This is a genomic window from Paraplanobispora takensis (genome assembly GCF_016863195.1).
Taxonomy (GTDB): Bacteria; Actinomycetota; Actinomycetes; order Streptosporangiales; family Streptosporangiaceae; genus Planobispora; species Planobispora takensis.
Genome location: NZ_BOOK01000077.1, coordinates 20,000 through 36,082, shown reverse-complemented (window position 1 = coordinate 36,082; position 16,083 = coordinate 20,000). Strand labels below are relative to the sequence as shown.

The following is a 16,083-nucleotide window of genomic DNA, read 5'->3' as shown; positions in this document are numbered from 1 at the left end:
GGGGCTTCCGCTATCCGACCGAGGCCGACCTGCCGGTGCGGCTGCTGCTGGACCTGTTCACCCAGCACGATCTGCCCGAGGACGGCGCCCCGGCACGCACTACCGGAAGCAACGGGCAGCAGGCGACTCCTGCCTCCCGGTGAAAGGCGGGGTCGGATGCCGGACGGTGCGACCGTGGCGAGCGGCGTGATCGCCCGGCCCGGCCGGCGGTGTCCGGAGGCCAAGGCATGGCGTAGGCAGCCGGACCCAGGCGGGCGATATGTCCGGTTTTTGGGTTGCGGTAAGCCAAGATTATCGCAAGTCAGCGTGGCAGCCAGCAGGCCGATATTTCGTGCTCCGCTCTGTCACGATTCGTCATCACCAGCGCCTGACACCACCTCGGCGCACTCTCGGCCCGGCAGCGTAGATCTGTGACGATTTGGGGTGTGCTCCTGCGCCGTATGCGGACTTATCCGATGGCTCGGAGCATCGGGATAATGCTCATCCTGGCGCTAGTGATCATTCTGGCCTGGGTCTTAGGCCCGGGCGCAGTCTGGGTCTTGGAGCACATCGACGGCGTCACCTCCTTTACCGGCCAAAGTGCTGCCAAGGATCGGGCCGCCGCCTTGGACGCGGTGCGCGGTCGAGCTTTGGCCATCGCCACCGGTCTGATCGCTCTAGGGGCGGTGTACTACACCGCCCGCAATGCCGACACCGCGCGCCAGGGCCACATCACCGACCGCTACACCAAAGCCATCGACCAGCTCGGCTCCGACAAGCTCGACATCCGCCTGGGCGGCATCTATGCCCTGGAACGCATCGCCCGTGACTCTCGCCGCGACCATCCCACAATCATGGAAGTTCTGGCTGCCTTCATCCGTGAGCACTCCCGAAATGCGCCAACGCCAGTCCCGGCAGCCGACCCTGCACCTGCCTCCGCACACCCGCCGCTCTCCTCGCCGAGGAAAGTGGCCAGCGATATTCAGGCCGCGCTTACCGTCATCGGCCGCCGCGTCATCGACCACGACCGACCGTTCTCACAGATCGACTTGTCATACGCGAGCCTGGCTGGCGCGCACCTGAGCGGCGCGAATCTGACCGGAGCAGATCTGAGCGGGGCGGACCTGAGCGAAGCGAACATGTTCAGCGTGAACTTGACCGATGCGCACCTGCGTGGCACGCACTTGGCGGAGGCAAGGCTCGTCGTTGCCCGATTGAGCCGTGCATTCCTGGCTGAGGCGAACCTGACCAAGGCGGACCTGACCGGCGCGCGCCTGACCCGCGCGTTTCTGATCAACACGAACCTGGCCGAGGCGGACCTGACTCGCGCGGACTTCACCAAGGCAGACTTGACCGGCGCGAACCTGAAAGGCGCCATCCTGACCGATATCCGTGCTTTTGACATCCGCCCCAAGAACGCGACTCTCATCGGCGGGATCGTTTCACCAACGCCCGCCACCTCTCCGGTATCAGGCGGCTCAACCGACAACTCGGATCGGGAGGCCTCCGGTCTGTCCGCGGCCGAGGAAGATCACACTTAGGAGGGGTCGGCTCCGAGCCCCAGGCCTTGCTATACCTCAGATCTCGAGAATTTTGATCTTGTACGTTTAGGGACGTACTCGTGTGAGGAAGATCACGTCCGGTGCACGGTCGTGGCCGTACACAAGCCCCCTCCCTCCCCCATCATCCGGCTCGGCAATTACCGAACAAGGGAGGCGGCCATGGTGCCGGACCGGATCGTATTGGCGTTGTTGGCTGCTGCCGTTGCGGCAGCCATCGGGGTAGGGCTGATGCTGGCCACCGGAGCGAGCTGGCCAGCTGCGCTGCTGACCGGCCTGCCGTGGGGGGCCGGGGCGTTCCTGGTATGCGTAGTGCGGCGGCCGTAGGGCGTAGATGATCTTGCCGTAGCCGGCTCCAGACGATGGCAACACGGAGCCGGCGAGGGGCGTCATGGTGGGCCGATGCCCTAGTGGTGGCATGATCCTAGGTCCTCAAATCCGGCTGGCTATGAGGAAGATCGCGACATGACGAGAGTGCCTTTACTATGTAGATTTGCAGTTTCGCCGCATCACGACACGGTAGCCGTGCGGGCTAGCGACGGTCTTTCCGCATGCGCCTATTTCTCTATGCAGAGAGGCTGTTATGGGGCTTCTGGCCTATGGAGGTGGCCGCCAGCGGACGGATGGCCCAGCACTTTGTGATCACCTCGATCGCTGCTCCGCATGGTATTGTCCTGAACCCCTACCTTCGGTATGACCATGTGGGTACGCTTCGGGTATGGCGAAAGAGAAGACGTCCGTGAGTATCGCCCCTTGGATCTTGGAGGCGGTGCGCCGACACGCTGAAGCCCAGGGCGTCAGCGTCTCGACCATTCTGGAGCGCGGCGCGCTGCGCGAGATCGCCGCGACGCACTCGGCGGCCGCGCGCGCCGCGGTGTACGGGGGTGGCGCGGTGGCCACTCAGGAGGCCGAGGAGCGCGCCGCCGCCGAGGACATCGCGCGCGCCGCCGAACAGCGGCGCTCGGGTGAGGCGGCGTGAGCCATCGCTTCGGCGAGCTGTGGACGGTCCAGCTCGGCGATCGCGAGGAGGTCCGGCTGATCGTGACCGGCGATTTCTACCACACCTTGTACGGCGACAACGTGTTGACCGCGTTCGTGGTGGAGGCCGACATGGCCCATGCGCTGACGGCGTTTGTGGTTGACCTCGGCGCGGGCCGGGCGGCAATGGTGGACCGGATTTCCACCGTGGCGGCTTCCCGGTTGAAGGACAAGGTGGGCGATCTGCCGGAGACGCAGCTGGCCGCGGTGCGCGGCATGCTCGCCACGATCTTCGGTCTGACCGGCTGAGCGGTGTCAGCCCCCGGGCACGCCGCCGGGGATGGACAGGCCTCCTCGTCCATCCCCGGCTCTGGTGGTCAGGGCGGCGGCGGTCATTCCGCCACAACCCATCCGCCGCCCGGTGAGGTCGTGGCCCCGGAGGACTGGGCGCTCCCGTGGGCCGATCCCTCCGATCGGCCGGGGAGGTCGACCCCGGGGCCACGACGTCAGAGCGGCAGGTCCCTGCAGCGGTCGGCCGCACACGGGGGGCGCGGCCGGGGTGGGGGGGGAAGGACCAGGGACCTGCCGGAGCTTCATGTGCGCGCCGCCGGCGCGGCGCTTATACGGGCGTGGCATCGCGGTCCACCAGGACATCGGCCAGCATCAGCCGGCCGCGCACGAGCTCGGTCATGGGCCGGGTCTGCAGCTGGCGGCAATGGGCGGCCAGGCGGCGCGCGGCGCCGGCCGGCGTGGTCGCATACGTCCACAGCGGGCGCCGGCGCTGGGCGGTGGGCACCTGCCACCAGATCCGCCGGCCATCGGTGCGGGCCAGCAGGCTGACATAGACCGAGACGGCGGCCTCGCCCTCGATGATCGCGTGGGTGTCGGCGAGGATGTGATGCTCGCGGGCCAGGAGGTCGGCGAGCTCGGCGGCCAGGCGCTCAGCGGCGGTGGGCGAGCGCTCGACAGCAAGACGCGGGGACGCGGACACAGGGGGCGGCCTTCTGTTGGTGGATGACTGGCCGTGACCGTAGCGCGCCCCTGCGAGGTGGTTCTTCACGAAAATGAAGAACGGGCGAGGTTGCTCAGGTGGACAGGTTCATGCGGTAGGCCAGGCCGCGCAGAACCTCCCCCACGGCGGTCCGCTGGCAGTGATCGACGAGGTCGGCGACGAGCTCGATGGCCAGCGGGTTGTGCCGGACGCGTTCCGGAGCGAGTTTCTCGGCGTCGCGCAGGTGCAGGGCGGCCTGCTCGGTGTGCCGGCGCCCGAGCATGGCATGGGCGCGGGCAACCTCCATCAGCAGCGCCGCGCGCCGGTTGCGGCCCAGCGGGCGGGTATCGATCTGCGGGATCAGGGCCAGGGCCTGGCCGGGCCGCCCGGCCTCGATGTCCAGGGCGGCCCGCCACACCTGCACGTTGGCCGGGCCGAAGGACTGCCAGGCACCGACGCGCTCGCCCACCAGGCCAGCGATGCGCTCGGCCTCCTCCAGGTGGGCGCGCACGCCCGGGTCGGTGCCGTGGATCTGGTCGGCCAGCGCGGCGGTCAGGTGCAACATGCCGTAGACCTGGTGGCCGAAGGCGTCGCCGGAGCTCAGGTGGGGCTGGATGCGGTCGGCGGCCTGACCGGCCAGACGGACCGGTCGGGCGGTGCCGGCGCTCGGGCGGGCCAGGGCGCGGCCGAACCAGGCGGCTCCGATGTAGACCGGGTCGTCCAGCGCGGCGGCGGCCTGGCGGGCCCGGTCGGCGGCGATCCAGGCCAGGTCGACGGCGCCCAGGTGGCGCACGCAAAATGCCGCGCTGGTGGCCAGCTCCACGATCAGGCGCAGCGCGGTCATGCGGTCGTCTTCGGTGCCGGTGTTGGCGTGGACGTGCAGCTCGGCCAGGACGGATGCGGCCTGGCGGGTGAGGCTGGCGTAGTCGGCCTGGCGGCGGTAGCCGGCGATGGAGGCGGTGGTGAGCTCGGCCAGTACCGCCAAGGGCCGGGCGGGCACGTCCGGCGGGTCGTCCAGGGCCGTGTCATGCAGCAGGGTCCGTAGCTGCGCCACGCCCTCGGGCTCGGTGGCGATGGGGGGCCGGCTCTCGCCGAACAGATCGGCGGGGTCGACCTGCAGCGCGCTGGCTAGGGCGGCGATGTCGCTGCGCCGGTCCAGCGGGCGTAGGCCGCGTTCGACCTCCGACAGCCATCCGCTGGAGCGATTGCACAGGCCGGCCAGGGTCTCGATGCTCAGCCGGCGCACGCGCCGGGCTCTGCGGACTCGGTCGCCGATCCTGCGGTCGTGATCGTTGGGGGAGCGCATGAGGGTACCTCCTGCCAATGTCAGGCTACGCTCCGCGCTCGCCCCCGGCGGTCGATGCCGCCGCGTCAGTAGCCCTGGCTGTGAAGGTAGGCATGACAGGCGCTGCGACGGAAGTCCGTGGCCGCGAAGAGCCGGTCGCATTGAGCGTGCGCGGCCGCCGACAAGTTGCCGGCCGTCGGCGGGCGGGCCGGGCTCCGGGGCGGGCTGTCGCGCCGGGAGGTGCGCGGCCGGCTGTCGGTGCGGGGGCGGCGGCTGGCCGGCCTCGACTCGCTGCGGGAGGTGCTGCTTTTGGTGCTCCTGGCCGACGGCGAGGGGCGGCGCGCCGGGGCTGGCTGGGAGGTGTGCGGCGGCCGGTACGGTTCGGCCAGCGGCACTGTATGCACCGTGCCGTCGCGGCCGCCAGGCTCCTGTGGCGTCTTCTTCGCGCTCGGCGAGCTCGTCGGCGTGGCCTTCGGCGTCGACGGCGGTGTCCAGCTCGACGGCCCGGCGGTCGGGTAGGCCAGGTACGGGCGGCTGGTGCCGGTGGGCTCAGACGTCACGGAGTGCCGTGGTGTCGGTGAAGGAGCTGCGCGAGGAGGCGCGGTCTCAGCCTCAGACGCGGGCAGGGCTGTCCAAACACCGATGCCAGCGGCCGTGAGCAACGCTGCACCTACGGCGAGAGGAACCACGTGCGAGCTCAGGAAGGTGGTGATCCGCTGTTGGCGGGTCGGCGCCCAGCTTTGCCCGTAGAACTCGGGTTCGTCGAAATCGCTGGTGCTGGGTCCGGGGTCGGGTGGAGTGAGCGGGGGAGCGTGGAAAGGGTCACGCCACCATCCGGCGTCATCTTCCGGAGGAAAGGGCGGATCGGGCGCCACCGTCCAAACACCCCCCAATAATCACTGTGAGTATTTCAATGATTACTGTCCCACATGTTGGGGCTGTCTGAGCAGGGCGTCACGTGCGCCCCAGAAGGATAGACAGCCAATCGAGCGGAACCCGCACGGCTCCGCCCGATAGCTTCACCTCGCGCGGCCTCGGCGGCGGGGCGCCAAGTAGGCCTCCATCGCACAGGCGATGAGTTCGCTGCGGGAGCGGGCGCCGGTGCTTTCCACCAACCGGTCAATGACGCGCACCTCGGCGGCCGTGGCCTGGAAGGACCACAGCCTGCGGCGGCCGTCGCGAGCGGCGGCGGCTTGGTGGGATTCGCTGCGCCGGGGCGGAAACAAGCTGTCGCTGCTTCGGCCGGCCGATCGCCGGGCGGCGATCAGGGCGGGCAGCTCATCGCACAATTCGTCGATCGCGCCCAGGGCCACATTCACATTTTCGACGCGCCGGGCCTTGCGCCGCTTGCTCACCGCAGCGATGGTGGCGGGCAGCAGGTAGACGCCCACGGGATAGGTGGCGTCATCCTCCAGGGCCTCGGGGCGATCGTCGGCGGTCGCGAGCGGTTCAGGGACACTGTCGGGTGCCACACGCTCGACGGGAACCGGCTCCGGGACCGGAGCGGCCACAGCCGGCGGCGAGGCTGGGGCGGAGGTGCGGGGCGCCAGGATGCCGCCGAGCCCGCCGGCGGCGCTGCCGCCGAATGCGCTGCCCAGACTGCCCGGGGCGTTGATGTCGATCTCGCTCATGCGCTGCCCTCGGCAGCCGCCAGGAGCTGCAGGACCTCGGCGCCGAGCTGGCGGTAGTCCTCGGCGACATTGGCGGCGGTGGGGGCGATGCGCTGGGCGGCTGGGGTGCCGGCGCGCAGCGACTCCCACCACGCCGGCTGGGTGGCGGCGTCGCTCTCCAGCTCGTGAGCGACCCGGCCGCGATCGCGGCCATCCACGGCGATGCGCTCGGAGTGCCCGATGATCGCCGTCAGGACCGGAGAGGCGCCGATCCCGAAGGCCGACTCCACCTTGGCACGGACGTCACGGTGGATGGCACTCGCGCCGCGGCTGGTGCCGAACAGCACCACGCCGAGCAGGGCCAACGCTGGGTTGATCTGGCGGGCGATGATGTAGCGCTCGGCGAGCAGCTGCATGCCAACCAGGCCGCCGCCATCGCTGCGGGTGGGCATGAGCAGCCAGCGCGCGGTGCCGAGTGCGAGATCCACCAGCAGGGTGTTCTCCGGCGGCGTGTCAATGATCACCAAGTCGTACTCGCCGGCGATAGGAGCCAGCACGCTGGCCAGCAGACGCATGGCCTCGCGGCCGTGGTTCTGGACGCGACCGACCATGACGCCGGTCAAGTCGGTGAGATGTTTACCGCCGGGTACCACGAATAGGTTCGGTCGGCCGGGGACGGCGACGGCCTGGAGCACCTTGCCGGTCATGAGGGACATCAGCAGGCCGGCGCCCTGGTCGTCGATGTCGGCGCCGCGGTAGCCCAGATCGTCCGAGAGGTTGGCCTGGCGGTTGAGGTCGACCAGCAGTACCCGATAGCCGGCCTGGGCGTACAGGGCGCCGAGGTTGGCGGTCACGCTGGTTTTGCCGACGCCGCCTTTGTCGTTCGCGACGGCGATCACTCTGGCGAGCGCCAGGGCGCCGGGAATCTCATTTGTGGCTGGTGCTGTGCTCATCTCTCACCTGGTCTCATGCCCTATCCGGTTCATGCCGTCGGTAGTCTCCCATGCTTCAGCTCGATTGGGCGGAGACGCTATCGAGAGCGCGCTTCATGCCGCTATGCCTTGCTGGCTACGGGCATGTCTTCCTTCGTGTGTCTGTGTTACCCATCGTTCATCCCCTCCTTCCTCGCTGCTTCCTTGCCTTCCTCTATCTCTGCATCTATTCGTCTATCTATCGTTCTATCTATCGGTTGCATAGCCTCTGAGCTGGAGGTATGGGTGATCGAAGCCCCGGAGCGGGCGCTTCGGGGCTTCGTCCTCATGGTCGCTGGGTGAGATCATTCGGTCCCGTAGACCATGTTGCGTAGGCCGGTGGTAATCAGGTTGTTGATTAGCGTGTCCGCTACGGCGGGCTCTACCTCGTAGATCCGTCGCATGGCCTCGGCAGCGCCCTCTCCGTCACATGCGCGGAGCGCGGACTGAAGCTGATCAAAAGCCGCCAGGATCGCGGCCCGCTCCTCATCGGTCATGAGGTCTCCCTCGCAGCGTCCATCGGGTCGGTGTCTGCTGGCTGGAAAACGACCTTATCCCGCTGTGGATCCCACGCCGTGCAGTGCCAGCGCTCCCCGTGCTCATCTCGTACGGTGATGGTCCAGGGCAACCAGCCCTCATGTGGACCACGGTCGATGTCCAGGACCTCGTCCTCGGTGCCCCAGTAACCGTCGTAGTACCGGCCGCCGACCATGCGTGGACCGATCGCCGTCGCTATCCAGACGGCCAGCACTTGAAGATCTTTGTCGTCCATCTCCAGCCCCTTCCCGCCGTGCATGACACGGCTTGATCGAGGTTGCTGTCAGGTCAGATGAGGTTGAGCGGGAGTGTGGCCACCAGGAGAGGCAGGGCCAGGCGCATGAGCCGGTTCGCCAGCCTGATCCGGTAGAACTTGCGCTTCGCTAGTCGGGAGAGATAGATCAGCTCAACGGCGGCGTCTCGGTCAGTCTGCTCGACCGGCGCGCTGAGGCGGGCCAGCAGTTCCTCCGGGGTGTCCTCGGCGTCGAGTACGAATCCCACGCCGCCGCGCCGGGGGATGGTGGGGGAGACCGCAGAGAGCAGGACCCACACCGCGCCGGCGACCAGGGCGGCCCCGGTCCAGAGCGTGATGTGGGCGGAGACGGACAGGCCGCGGGCCCCGATGGCGCTCAGGGCCAGGACCACGGCTGCGGCCGTACCGGTCCAGCCGAGTGCGGTTCCGGCCTGGGCATCAGCGCGGGCCAGCTCACCGCGTACCACCGCCGTGCGGGCGGCGATGGCCACAGCGGGCGAGGACGGAGCATCGGCTGGCGGCCGGAGCGCGGCCAGGCCGTGGGCGATAGCCAACAGGGAGAGTGTGCGGGTCTTCTGGTTGTCGTAGATACCTTCCGGCCGGTAGGCGCCGTCCGCAGAGCGCAGCAGGGCCGTGAAGCGATCACTGTTCGTGGTGGTCAACGGGGCCTCCTGTTGGGGGACGTGTTGTGATCGTTGTCTGGGTTGTGTCGGGACGTCGAGAGGGGCGGAGCGCGGCCGTCAGGTCCTCATCCGTCAGCAGCGGTTCCATCCCGGCGGCCGGCGGACGTGAAGTCGTGCGGGGGCGGCGCGGCCGGGGCCGCGGCGCGAGGGTGGGCAGCAGGTCGAACCCGGGCAGCATTTCCGGCGCACCCGTCACGGGTGCATGGTCGACGTCCCCCGGCGGCGAGCCGGGTGCCGTGGTGCGGCACTCGCACGTGCACACCCAGCAACACACTCGGTCGGCCAGCCATACCTGAGCCACCGTGGTCGGCTGTGGAGCTCCATCGCGGGTGCGGTGCGCGTACGGCTGCGCGAAGCACGCCGGCGCGGCGCCGGTCCGGCTGGCGATCATCCCTTCGCGCGAGAACAGCGGTTTAGGGAAGCGGCATCGCTCGTGATCTCCGCCTGTGCACTGCGCGCAGGGACCGCGCTGGCAAAAGCACACCGTGTAGAAGCCGGGATGGGTCTCCTGGACGCGGCGCATGGTCTCGGTCCAGACGTGCTCACGTACCCATGCCGCCTGGGCCTCGGTCATCACTTGGGCGCCCGGCGATGTCACCGGGGCACGCGTCGGAGTGGGCGCCGGTGGCGGGGCGGCCGGCGGCCGCCGGGCCGGGCTGTACGGGGCACCGTGGTGGCGGTCGTGATTGCAACCGCAGGCGCACACCTCCCGGCAGGTGCGATCAGCCAGCCACACCATCGCGTCAGAGCTGCTCAGCCATCCGGCCGGGTAGGGAGTGGCGTGCCGGAACGATTCGGCGAGCTCCAGGCTGTGGCCGTGCTGGTTATAGATGCAGGTCTCGTAATAGGGCAGCGGTAGCGCCCGGTCGCAGGTGGCGTGCTCGCCGCTCCACCGGCATGATCCGCTGGCCCACTGGCACGCGCACAGGGTGAAGGTGCTGGGCAGTCGCTCGAACAGCAGGCGCATGCGCGCGGTCCAGGCGTGCTCGCGTACCCATGCGGCGGCCTCGGCGCTCATCGGCGGCCGCCGGCGGGGTTGCTGGGCCAGCGGGCCGGGGTGGTGGGCGTGCGCCGGCTCGGGGCCGGGGTGCCCGCACTCGCACGGGCACGACCAGGCACACACCCGATCGGCGAGCCACACCTGCGCTGTCCGGGTCGGGTGCCAACCGGTCGCCGAGACCGCCGGGTGACGGTAGGGCTCGGTGAAGGCGGCCGCCATCTGGTCGTGTCCCACGATCAGCGTCTCGGGCTGGGGCAGCGGCGCCCCGAGGTGGCAGCGGGCGTGCCGGCCCGGCTTGTCGCTCGACAGGCACGCGCCGCCGCCGTACTGACAGGCGCAGGCCGTGTAGTAGCCGGGCCGCTCGGCGTAGATCCTGCGCATGTACGCCGTCCATGCGTTCTGCCGGATCCATTCGGCGGCCTCTGCTGGGAAGGTCAGCGTGGGCGCCGGCGCCGGGTGGTGACGTGGGGAGGCCCCCGCACGCGGAGAACGTGCGGGGGCCTCGGATGTGGTCACCGGCCTTTCCCGAACTGGTGGTGGATGACGTGAGCACTCACGTCTGCCTTCGGCAGCTCGTTGGACATGTCGCCCTCGAACCCGGCGCCAACGAGCAGGACAGCCACGGCGGCACATCGGAGCGTGGTCGCCAAAGCGGCGGCCGCGGTAGGCAGCGCGCGCCTCATCTGCCACCGCTCCCCTGGCAAACCGAGCACTTAGGATCAGTGCAGCTTGATGTGTCGATCTGTGCCATTCTGAGATCTCCCTTCAAGGGAACCCCGGGGCGGTCTTCTTGGTCGTTGCTCGCCCCGGGGCCTTTTCGTGTCGGGGCTAATGTCCCGCTGATTGACACGCTCCTACGCGCCTAGGTATCTTGTCAACTAGTTCCCTAGTTGATGATAGAGAACGGTGGCGAGGAAGCTACGTGACGAGCGAACTACGGCGTATTGTCCTGGTCAGCGCTATGGAGAGGCGCATAACCAGTGAGGAGCGCTGTGCGAGAGCGGAAGAAGGAGGGCGAGGCCAACGTGCAAGCGGCACCGGCGCCACCGCAAGAGGACACCCTGGTCGGGCTCGGCACAAAGATTCGAGCTACGACGAGGAAGCGTCTACGGCGCTACTCCGTAGACGCAGAGATCGAGATTCAAGAGATCGTCGAAGACGCCATCTCGACATACCTGGAGTCTCGCGGCTACTAACGACAGAACTTTCCCGAGCGACGGCGCTTGATCTTGGCGGAACGACCGCCGCCGCCCGGGTGACCACCAGAAAGGTGACTTCCCGATGTTCGGAATCAGCCTAAAGGGGCGCGGACGTCCTGACGACAACGGCCAGCGTGTGAACGGCTCACCTGCGGCCGATGTCCCTCCTCTTTCGCCGTGGATTGACGAACCCGGCGTTCGTGAGATTCGCACGATCGTACGGCCGCCCCGCCCTGAGGGCTCGGCCAGGCCCGATCGCCTGTCCGGCCGGCTGCTCGGCGGCGCGGGCCTTCTCATCTTCGCGGCGCTGGTGGGCGCTGCGATCGTCACCTACGCCTCGCAGCTGCTCTTCGCGCAGCAGCACAACCACACCGGGCCGATGCTCACCGAGCTCGACCAGATCCGCGCCTTCATCGTGGCCGCGCTGCCTGATGTCGGGTGGATCGCCATGGCGCTGGTCGCCCTGGTGGCCGCGCTGCGCGGCCGCTCCAGCCTGCGCGCCCGGGTCGGCGTCCTGGTCTTCTTCGCCCTCTCCCTGGCCGCGCAGATCCTCTACGCTCCTCCGACTCCGCAGGGCGTCCTGGTCGCGATCATCGCGCCGATCAGCCTGGCGTGGATGCTGGAAACGCTGATCATCGAGGTCCGGCGCTGGGCCGGTGATCGCCTCGGCGTGCCCATGGATGAGAGCCCGATCCTGACGGGCGTCCTGCTGTCGCTGGTTCGCGTCCTGCGCGTGGCCGTCCGGCTGCTGCTGTGGCTGCTGCGCCTGGTCTTCGACCGGCGCGGGACCTGGGGCGGTGTGCGGGAGTGGGTGCTTGATGTCGCGCCGCTGGCGCCGGGCCGTACCCGGGCCAGTCTGGAAGCGGCCGCGGCGATCGCCCAGGCCGGCAGCGTGGAAGCGGCGGCCGAGCGGGCGCGCGCCGCGGCCCTGGCCGAGCTGGAGCAGGTCAAGGCGGCGGCGGAGCAGCAGGTCCGTCAGGCGCGCACCGAGGCGCTGGGCCTGGTGGAGCAGATCGCGCAGGAGAACGCCCGGCAGATGCAGGCATCGGCCGATGTCGCCGATCAGCAGATCAGCGCGGTCCGCGCCGAGATGGCCGAGCAGCTGCAGGCCGTCCGGCAGGCGGCGCGCGAGGATCTCGCCCGGGTTCAGGACGAGCACGGCGCGCAGCTTCGCCGACAGCAGGAGGAGGCCGAGCGCTGGCGCCGCTCTGCACAGGACCAGCTCGACCGGGCGCACGCTTCCCGGGATGAGCTGGCCGGTGAGCTGGATCGGGTCCGGGCCGACTATGACCGCCTGGTGGGCAGCTCGACGGCGAAGGCGCGCCTGATCGCTGCCTATGAGCAGCTCGGCGCCGTGGGAGATCCGCGCTGGATGGATCGGGATCGGGTCGGCGAGGTGGCCCGGGAGCTGCATGAGGGGGCGGGCCTGAAGTCGGACGGCACGGCGCGCGCCTACCTGTATGAGCACATCAACGCCGCGCGGGGGGTGAGCGCGTGATGCGTCACCTGTATCCCGGTATGGGCCCGGCGTCACCGCAGCCCCTACGCGCGCCCTCACAGCAAATGTCACACCCGACGCGCACAATGACCCCCTGGGTTGTTTCCCCCGATGGCCTGGGAGGAGATGCGATGCACCGGGCCGATTGCGCGGGCGCCGTCACCACCGAGGCCCTCCCGCCCTCCTACCCCCTGATCCTGGGCGGTGACGCCGTCGCGGCCGTGGCCACCGGGGTCCCGCTGGTGAATGAGATCTCGCTGTGGCCCTGGCCGGCGGTCGGGGCCGCGGCCCTGGTCGCGGCCGGGCTGATCAAGAGCCAGATCACCACCACGCCGCGCCGGCTGCGCTGGATCACCCGCCGGATGCGGGTGCGGCTGCGCTGGTATCCGGGCCCGGGCTTCGCCACCCGCACCAAGCTGTATCTGCACTATGGCCGCCGCTCGGCCCGCACGGTCGCCAAGCACGGGCGCAAGTCGCTGACCTGGTCCGATCGCCACTTCGGCCCGTGGAGTGAGTACGCGACCTTTCACGGGCGCGCTCAGGGGTGGCTGCACCGCTGGGGCGTCTACACCACCTTTGAGGACATCACCATCACCTTCGCGCCGCCGCAGGAGGGCAAGTCCCTCAAGGCGGCCTGCTCGATCGTGGATGCCCCCGGCCCGACCGTGGTGACCAGCATCCGCGGCGACCTCATCGCGCTGACCGCGGCGCTGCGTCAGGTCAAGGGCCGGGCCTGGGTGTGGAACCCCGAAGGGGTCGGCGATTACGACTCCAACATGCGCTGGAACCTGGTGGAGGACTGCCAGGACATCGTCACCGCGGTGCGGCGCGCCGGCCACATGGTGGAAGCCAGCGAGAACAAGGGCCTGTCGGATGCGGACTTTTGGGCGGATCTGGCCTCCATGACACTGGCGGCGATGATGCACGCGGCCGCGCTGGTCGGCGCGAACATGATCACCGTGTACGGCTGGATCCTGGACCGCTCGGATGAGCCGCTGCGCGTGCTGGCCGCCCACCCGCACAGCGATGACTCGGCCCTCACCCAGGTCAACGCCTTCCTGCAGCTGGGCACCAAAACCCGCGACGGCGTGGTCACCACCTTGTCGCGGGTCTTGCGCTTCATGACCCATCCGAGCGTGGTGGATGCGCTGTGCCCGGTCGCCGGGCCCGGCTTCAACTTCGAGCGCTTCTTGCGCAGCAAGGACACGCTGTATCTGGTCTCGGGCACCAGTCAGGGCAGTCCGGTGGCGCCGTTGTTTTCGGCGATGCTCGCCGAGCTGGTGGAGCAGGCCACCCGGCTGGGCTCCAAGACCATCCGCGCGGACGGGCAAAAAGTCTCCCGGCTCGATCCCCCGTTGAGCCTGGAGCTGGATGAGGCGGCCAACACCTCTCCCGTCCCGGTCGACCGGTGGGCCTCCTGGGCGGCCGGAAGCGGCATCCGCATCCACCTGTATTTCCAGTCCTACGCCCAAATCATCAAGCGGTGGGGCGCAGAAGGCGCCAAGGCGTTGCTCGCCGCCGCCAAATGCAAGATCGTCTCCTCCTCGGTCGGCGAGGGCGAGCTGCTGGATCTGATGAGTCACCTGCTGGGCAAGGTGACCGTGCGCGACCGCGATCGGCGTATCCGCGAGGATGACGGGCGCACCCGCTACGAACCGCAATACGACGACGTCGACATCATCCCGCCCTCCGACATCCGCAAGCTGCCGCCCGGTCACGCGCTGCTGGTGAGCACCTCGGCCGATCCGACCATCATCCGCATGGCCAACATCCGCACCCGCCGCGACTACCGGCTGTGGGTCAAATCCGGCGCCGGCATCCGCGGGCTGCGGCCGGTCCTGCCCCGGCCGATTCCGGCGGCCATGCCGGAGCTGCTGCATAAGATCCGCTTCGAGATGGAGCGGCAGTTGGACCCCCATCAGGTGCCGCCGCCCTCGCCGGATGAGATCACCGGGCGGCCAGCCCGGCGCAATCCCTACGATCGACCTCGGCCGCTGCCCTCGCCTCCACCGGAGACGCGGCCCATGCCGCCCCTTCCCCAGGAGTGGAACCCCTGGCATGACACCGGAGAACATGACGAATGAGTGAGGACTACCTCGGCGACATCGGCCCGGACTCCCGGGCCGATGGCCCCGACGAGACGATGACGGCGCTGCTGGTGCTCGGGACCGAGCTCGGCCAGGCGCGCGCCGCGCTGGCCGAGCTCGACGCCCGTCTGGAGGCGCTCGGCGAGCGGGCCAACCATCTGAGCAATAGGGTCGAGACGCTCACCGCCTTGTCGGCGGAGGTGCGGGGCCTGTCGGCCAGCGTCGCCAAGCTGCTGGACAAGCCGGCCGCGGAGGAAGCGCCGTCTTTGCTGGTCGACCTGGCGCATATCCCGGCCGAACACCGTGCTGCGGCGCTGGCCGAACTGGTCGACTGGGTGCGGGATGTGCTGTTCGTCGGCTGGCCTCATGCCCAAACGCTCCTCGAATGCTGCTGGCCCTACCATCCGGAGATCGTCAATGCTCTTCTGTGGCTGCGCGCCGCCTATCACGCTGCTTACGGTGAGGGGCAGGACAAGAGCCCGCATCGCGCGGCCGACTTCTACTTCTGGCTCCGCGACGTCCTGAAATGGGCAGACGAGCGCACCCTCAGCTGTTCCAATGGCCCTGCGGGAAGGCCTCATCTGGTCGTGCCGGAACGGCGCGATGACACCATCGTCCTGGCTCAGGCGCTGCGCCGGGAGGTGCTGGCGGAGCTGTATGACGCCCTGCAACTCGGCAACGACCCGAAGGCCTCGACGGACGACGTGGCCGCAGCCCGAGAGCGGGTCCGGTATCTGTCTGCCCACCATGACATCAGCCGCCAGGAATACGACGAATACGCCCACCTGCGGCAATCTTTTACACGCTCCTACTGATCGGGAAACAGCTCAGGCCCGTACCACGGTGGTACGGGCCTGAGGTGTTCTTCGTGAGGTCACTCCTGGATGGGCACCGGGCGGTAGTCATTCAGCGCGAACAGCCAGCACAAGGCGTCCTCGACCCCCTCGACGTAACGCCGGGGCGGGCGCATCTCCGGCCGGATACGCCCATCGGCCAGATCCAGCGCCACCCGTGTCTCGTGGTAGACATCGCCCAGGTCCGGCGGCCACTGCTCGGCCAAATCGCCACTGATCGGCCCGGCCCGGGTCTCAGCCTTGCCGATCGCCCACCACACGCCGGTCAGCACGCCCCTGGCGTACGTTTCAGCGTCGTAACTGGAGCTGCGAGTTCGCTCGAAGTCCTGCACCACCGCGGAGACTGCCTGCGGGGATCGAATAATCCCTAAGCTTGGACGTGCCCGCCGCTGCCGGATCGTCAGATGCCCCCGGGGGCCTCCCGGAGTATTCAAGAGCGCCCGAAGCTCTTCTCTCTCCTGGCTGCTCAACGGCCGCTCGTCGAAGAAGTCCGGGAAGATCGCTTCGATCTCGGCGCGTGACATCTCGGGAGGGCCGTCTGCCGCCGGGCTGCTCATAATCATCACGGTAAGCTCCGCCGCCGACATCTGGCCATCACC

General features: G+C 69.0%; 16 protein-coding genes. 7 read left to right on the top strand and 9 right to left on the bottom strand.

Features of this window, described 5'->3' with window-relative positions; translation table 11 throughout:
* The first annotated feature begins 476 nt into the window (after positions 1 to 476).
* From Pta02_RS38415 to Pta02_RS38405, 3 genes are all read left to right on the top strand, one after another.
* Complete coding sequence (locus Pta02_RS38415) at positions 477 to 1,520, top strand: pentapeptide repeat-containing protein (protein ID WP_203879961.1); 1,044 nt, start codon at positions 477 to 479, stop codon at positions 1,518 to 1,520.
* 736 nt (positions 1,521 to 2,256) lie between these two features.
* On the top strand, positions 2,257 to 2,517 hold the full coding sequence (locus tag Pta02_RS38410) for a hypothetical protein (RefSeq protein WP_203879960.1): 261 nt from the start codon (positions 2,257 to 2,259) through the stop codon (positions 2,515 to 2,517).
* Positions 2,514 to 2,825 (top strand): type II toxin-antitoxin system PemK/MazF family toxin, encoded by a 312-nt coding sequence (locus tag Pta02_RS38405; protein WP_203879959.1) that lies wholly within the window; start codon positions 2,514 to 2,516, stop codon positions 2,823 to 2,825. The genes Pta02_RS38410 and Pta02_RS38405 overlap by 4 nt, the downstream gene beginning before the upstream one ends.
* Positions 2,826 to 3,135: 310 nt before the next feature.
* On the opposite strand, the gene Pta02_RS38400 is transcribed toward Pta02_RS38405, so the two are convergent.
* Together Pta02_RS38400 and Pta02_RS38395 are read right to left on the bottom strand one after the other, a co-directional pair.
* Complete coding sequence (locus Pta02_RS38400; protein ID WP_203879958.1) at positions 3,136 to 3,507, bottom strand: hypothetical protein; 372 nt, start codon at positions 3,505 to 3,507, stop codon at positions 3,136 to 3,138.
* Positions 3,508 to 3,601: 94 nt separating this feature from the next.
* Positions 3,602 to 4,813: a helix-turn-helix domain-containing protein gene (locus Pta02_RS38395; protein WP_203879957.1), complete on the bottom strand. Its 1,212-nt coding sequence runs from the start codon at positions 4,811 to 4,813 to the stop codon at positions 3,602 to 3,604.
* A gap of 165 nt (positions 4,814 to 4,978) precedes the next feature.
* Between Pta02_RS38395 and Pta02_RS38390 the strand changes: the two genes are divergently transcribed.
* The gene (locus Pta02_RS38390; protein ID WP_203879956.1) at positions 4,979 to 5,311 is read left to right on the top strand and encodes a hypothetical protein; all 333 of its coding nucleotides are present in this window, start codon (positions 4,979 to 4,981) and stop codon (positions 5,309 to 5,311) included.
* Between the two features lie 500 nt (positions 5,312 to 5,811).
* On the opposite strand, the gene Pta02_RS38385 is transcribed toward Pta02_RS38390, so the two are convergent.
* From Pta02_RS38385 to Pta02_RS38360, 6 genes are all read right to left on the bottom strand, one after another.
* Positions 5,812 to 6,423, bottom strand: a complete 612-nt coding sequence (locus Pta02_RS38385; RefSeq protein WP_203879955.1) for a ribbon-helix-helix protein, CopG family — start codon at positions 6,421 to 6,423, stop codon at positions 5,812 to 5,814.
* On the bottom strand, positions 6,420 to 7,355 hold the full coding sequence (locus Pta02_RS38380; protein ID WP_203879954.1) for a ParA family protein: 936 nt from the start codon (positions 7,353 to 7,355) through the stop codon (positions 6,420 to 6,422). Before Pta02_RS38380 ends, Pta02_RS38385 begins: the two co-directional genes overlap by 4 nt.
* 323 nt (positions 7,356 to 7,678) lie before the next feature.
* The gene (locus Pta02_RS38375) at positions 7,679 to 7,870 is read right to left on the bottom strand and encodes a hypothetical protein (RefSeq protein WP_203879953.1); all 192 of its coding nucleotides are present in this window, start codon (positions 7,868 to 7,870) and stop codon (positions 7,679 to 7,681) included.
* Positions 7,867 to 8,145 (bottom strand): hypothetical protein, encoded by a 279-nt coding sequence (locus Pta02_RS38370; RefSeq protein WP_203879952.1) that lies wholly within the window; start codon positions 8,143 to 8,145, stop codon positions 7,867 to 7,869. The genes Pta02_RS38375 and Pta02_RS38370 overlap by 4 nt, the downstream gene beginning before the upstream one ends.
* 53 nt (positions 8,146 to 8,198) lie before the next feature.
* The gene (locus tag Pta02_RS38365; protein ID WP_203879951.1) at positions 8,199 to 8,825 is read right to left on the bottom strand and encodes a Pycsar system effector family protein; all 627 of its coding nucleotides are present in this window, start codon (positions 8,823 to 8,825) and stop codon (positions 8,199 to 8,201) included.
* On the bottom strand, positions 8,806 to 10,479 hold the full coding sequence (locus Pta02_RS38360; protein WP_507763425.1) for a DUF6248 family natural product biosynthesis protein: 1,674 nt from the start codon (positions 10,477 to 10,479) through the stop codon (positions 8,806 to 8,808). Before Pta02_RS38360 ends, Pta02_RS38365 begins: the two co-directional genes overlap by 20 nt.
* Positions 10,480 to 11,127: 648 nt before the next feature.
* Here Pta02_RS38360 and Pta02_RS38355 point away from each other — a divergent pair.
* The 3 genes from Pta02_RS38355 (at position 11,128) to Pta02_RS38345 (ending at position 15,445) form a co-directional block, all read left to right on the top strand.
* A complete protein-coding gene (locus Pta02_RS38355; protein ID WP_203879949.1) occupies positions 11,128 to 12,543 on the top strand; it encodes a hypothetical protein in 1,416 nt (471 codons plus the stop codon).
* An 86-nt stretch (positions 12,544 to 12,629) separates the two neighbouring features.
* A complete protein-coding gene (locus Pta02_RS38350) occupies positions 12,630 to 14,627 on the top strand; it encodes a type IV secretory system conjugative DNA transfer family protein (RefSeq protein ID WP_203879948.1) in 1,998 nt (665 codons plus the stop codon).
* Entirely contained in the window at positions 14,624 to 15,445 is an 822-nt protein-coding gene (locus Pta02_RS38345) for a hypothetical protein (protein ID WP_203879947.1), read from the top strand. The genes Pta02_RS38350 and Pta02_RS38345 overlap by 4 nt, the downstream gene beginning before the upstream one ends.
* A 59-nt stretch (positions 15,446 to 15,504) precedes the next feature.
* On the opposite strand, the gene Pta02_RS38340 is transcribed toward Pta02_RS38345, so the two are convergent.
* Complete coding sequence (locus Pta02_RS38340) at positions 15,505 to 16,041, bottom strand: hypothetical protein (protein ID WP_203879946.1); 537 nt, start codon at positions 16,039 to 16,041, stop codon at positions 15,505 to 15,507.
* Between the last annotated feature and the right edge of the window lie 42 nt (positions 16,042 to 16,083).

Excerpts from the sequence above, each read along its gene's own strand:
- Pta02_RS38375 (WP_203879953.1), bottom strand. The coding sequence starts at position 7,870 with ATGACCGATGAGGAGCGGGCCGCGATCCTGGCGGCTTTTGATCAGCTT.
- Pta02_RS38345 (WP_203879947.1), top strand. The coding sequence starts at position 14,624 with ATGAGTGAGGACTACCTCGGCGACATCGGCCCGGACTCCCGGGCCGAT.
- Pta02_RS38355 (WP_203879949.1), top strand. The coding sequence starts at position 11,128 with ATGTTCGGAATCAGCCTAAAGGGGCGCGGACGTCCTGACGACAACGGC.
- Pta02_RS38410 (WP_203879960.1), top strand. The coding sequence starts at position 2,257 with ATGGCGAAAGAGAAGACGTCCGTGAGTATCGCCCCTTGGATCTTGGAG.
- Pta02_RS38380 (WP_203879954.1), bottom strand. The coding sequence starts at position 7,355 with ATGAGCACAGCACCAGCCACAAATGAGATTCCCGGCGCCCTGGCGCTC.
- Pta02_RS38415 (WP_203879961.1), top strand. The coding sequence starts at position 477 with ATGCTCATCCTGGCGCTAGTGATCATTCTGGCCTGGGTCTTAGGCCCG.
- Pta02_RS38370 (WP_203879952.1), bottom strand. The coding sequence starts at position 8,145 with ATGGACGACAAAGATCTTCAAGTGCTGGCCGTCTGGATAGCGACGGCG.
- Pta02_RS38360 (WP_507763425.1), bottom strand. The coding sequence starts at position 10,479 with ATGTGCCGCCGTGGCTGTCCTGCTCGTTGGCGCCGGGTTCGAGGGCGA.
- Pta02_RS38395 (WP_203879957.1), bottom strand. The coding sequence starts at position 4,813 with ATGCGCTCCCCCAACGATCACGACCGCAGGATCGGCGACCGAGTCCGC.
- Pta02_RS38340 (WP_203879946.1), bottom strand. The coding sequence starts at position 16,041 with ATGAGCAGCCCGGCGGCAGACGGCCCTCCCGAGATGTCACGCGCCGAG.
- Pta02_RS38385 (WP_203879955.1), bottom strand. The coding sequence starts at position 6,423 with ATGAGCGAGATCGACATCAACGCCCCGGGCAGTCTGGGCAGCGCATTC.
- Pta02_RS38350 (WP_203879948.1), top strand. The coding sequence starts at position 12,630 with ATGACCCCCTGGGTTGTTTCCCCCGATGGCCTGGGAGGAGATGCGATG.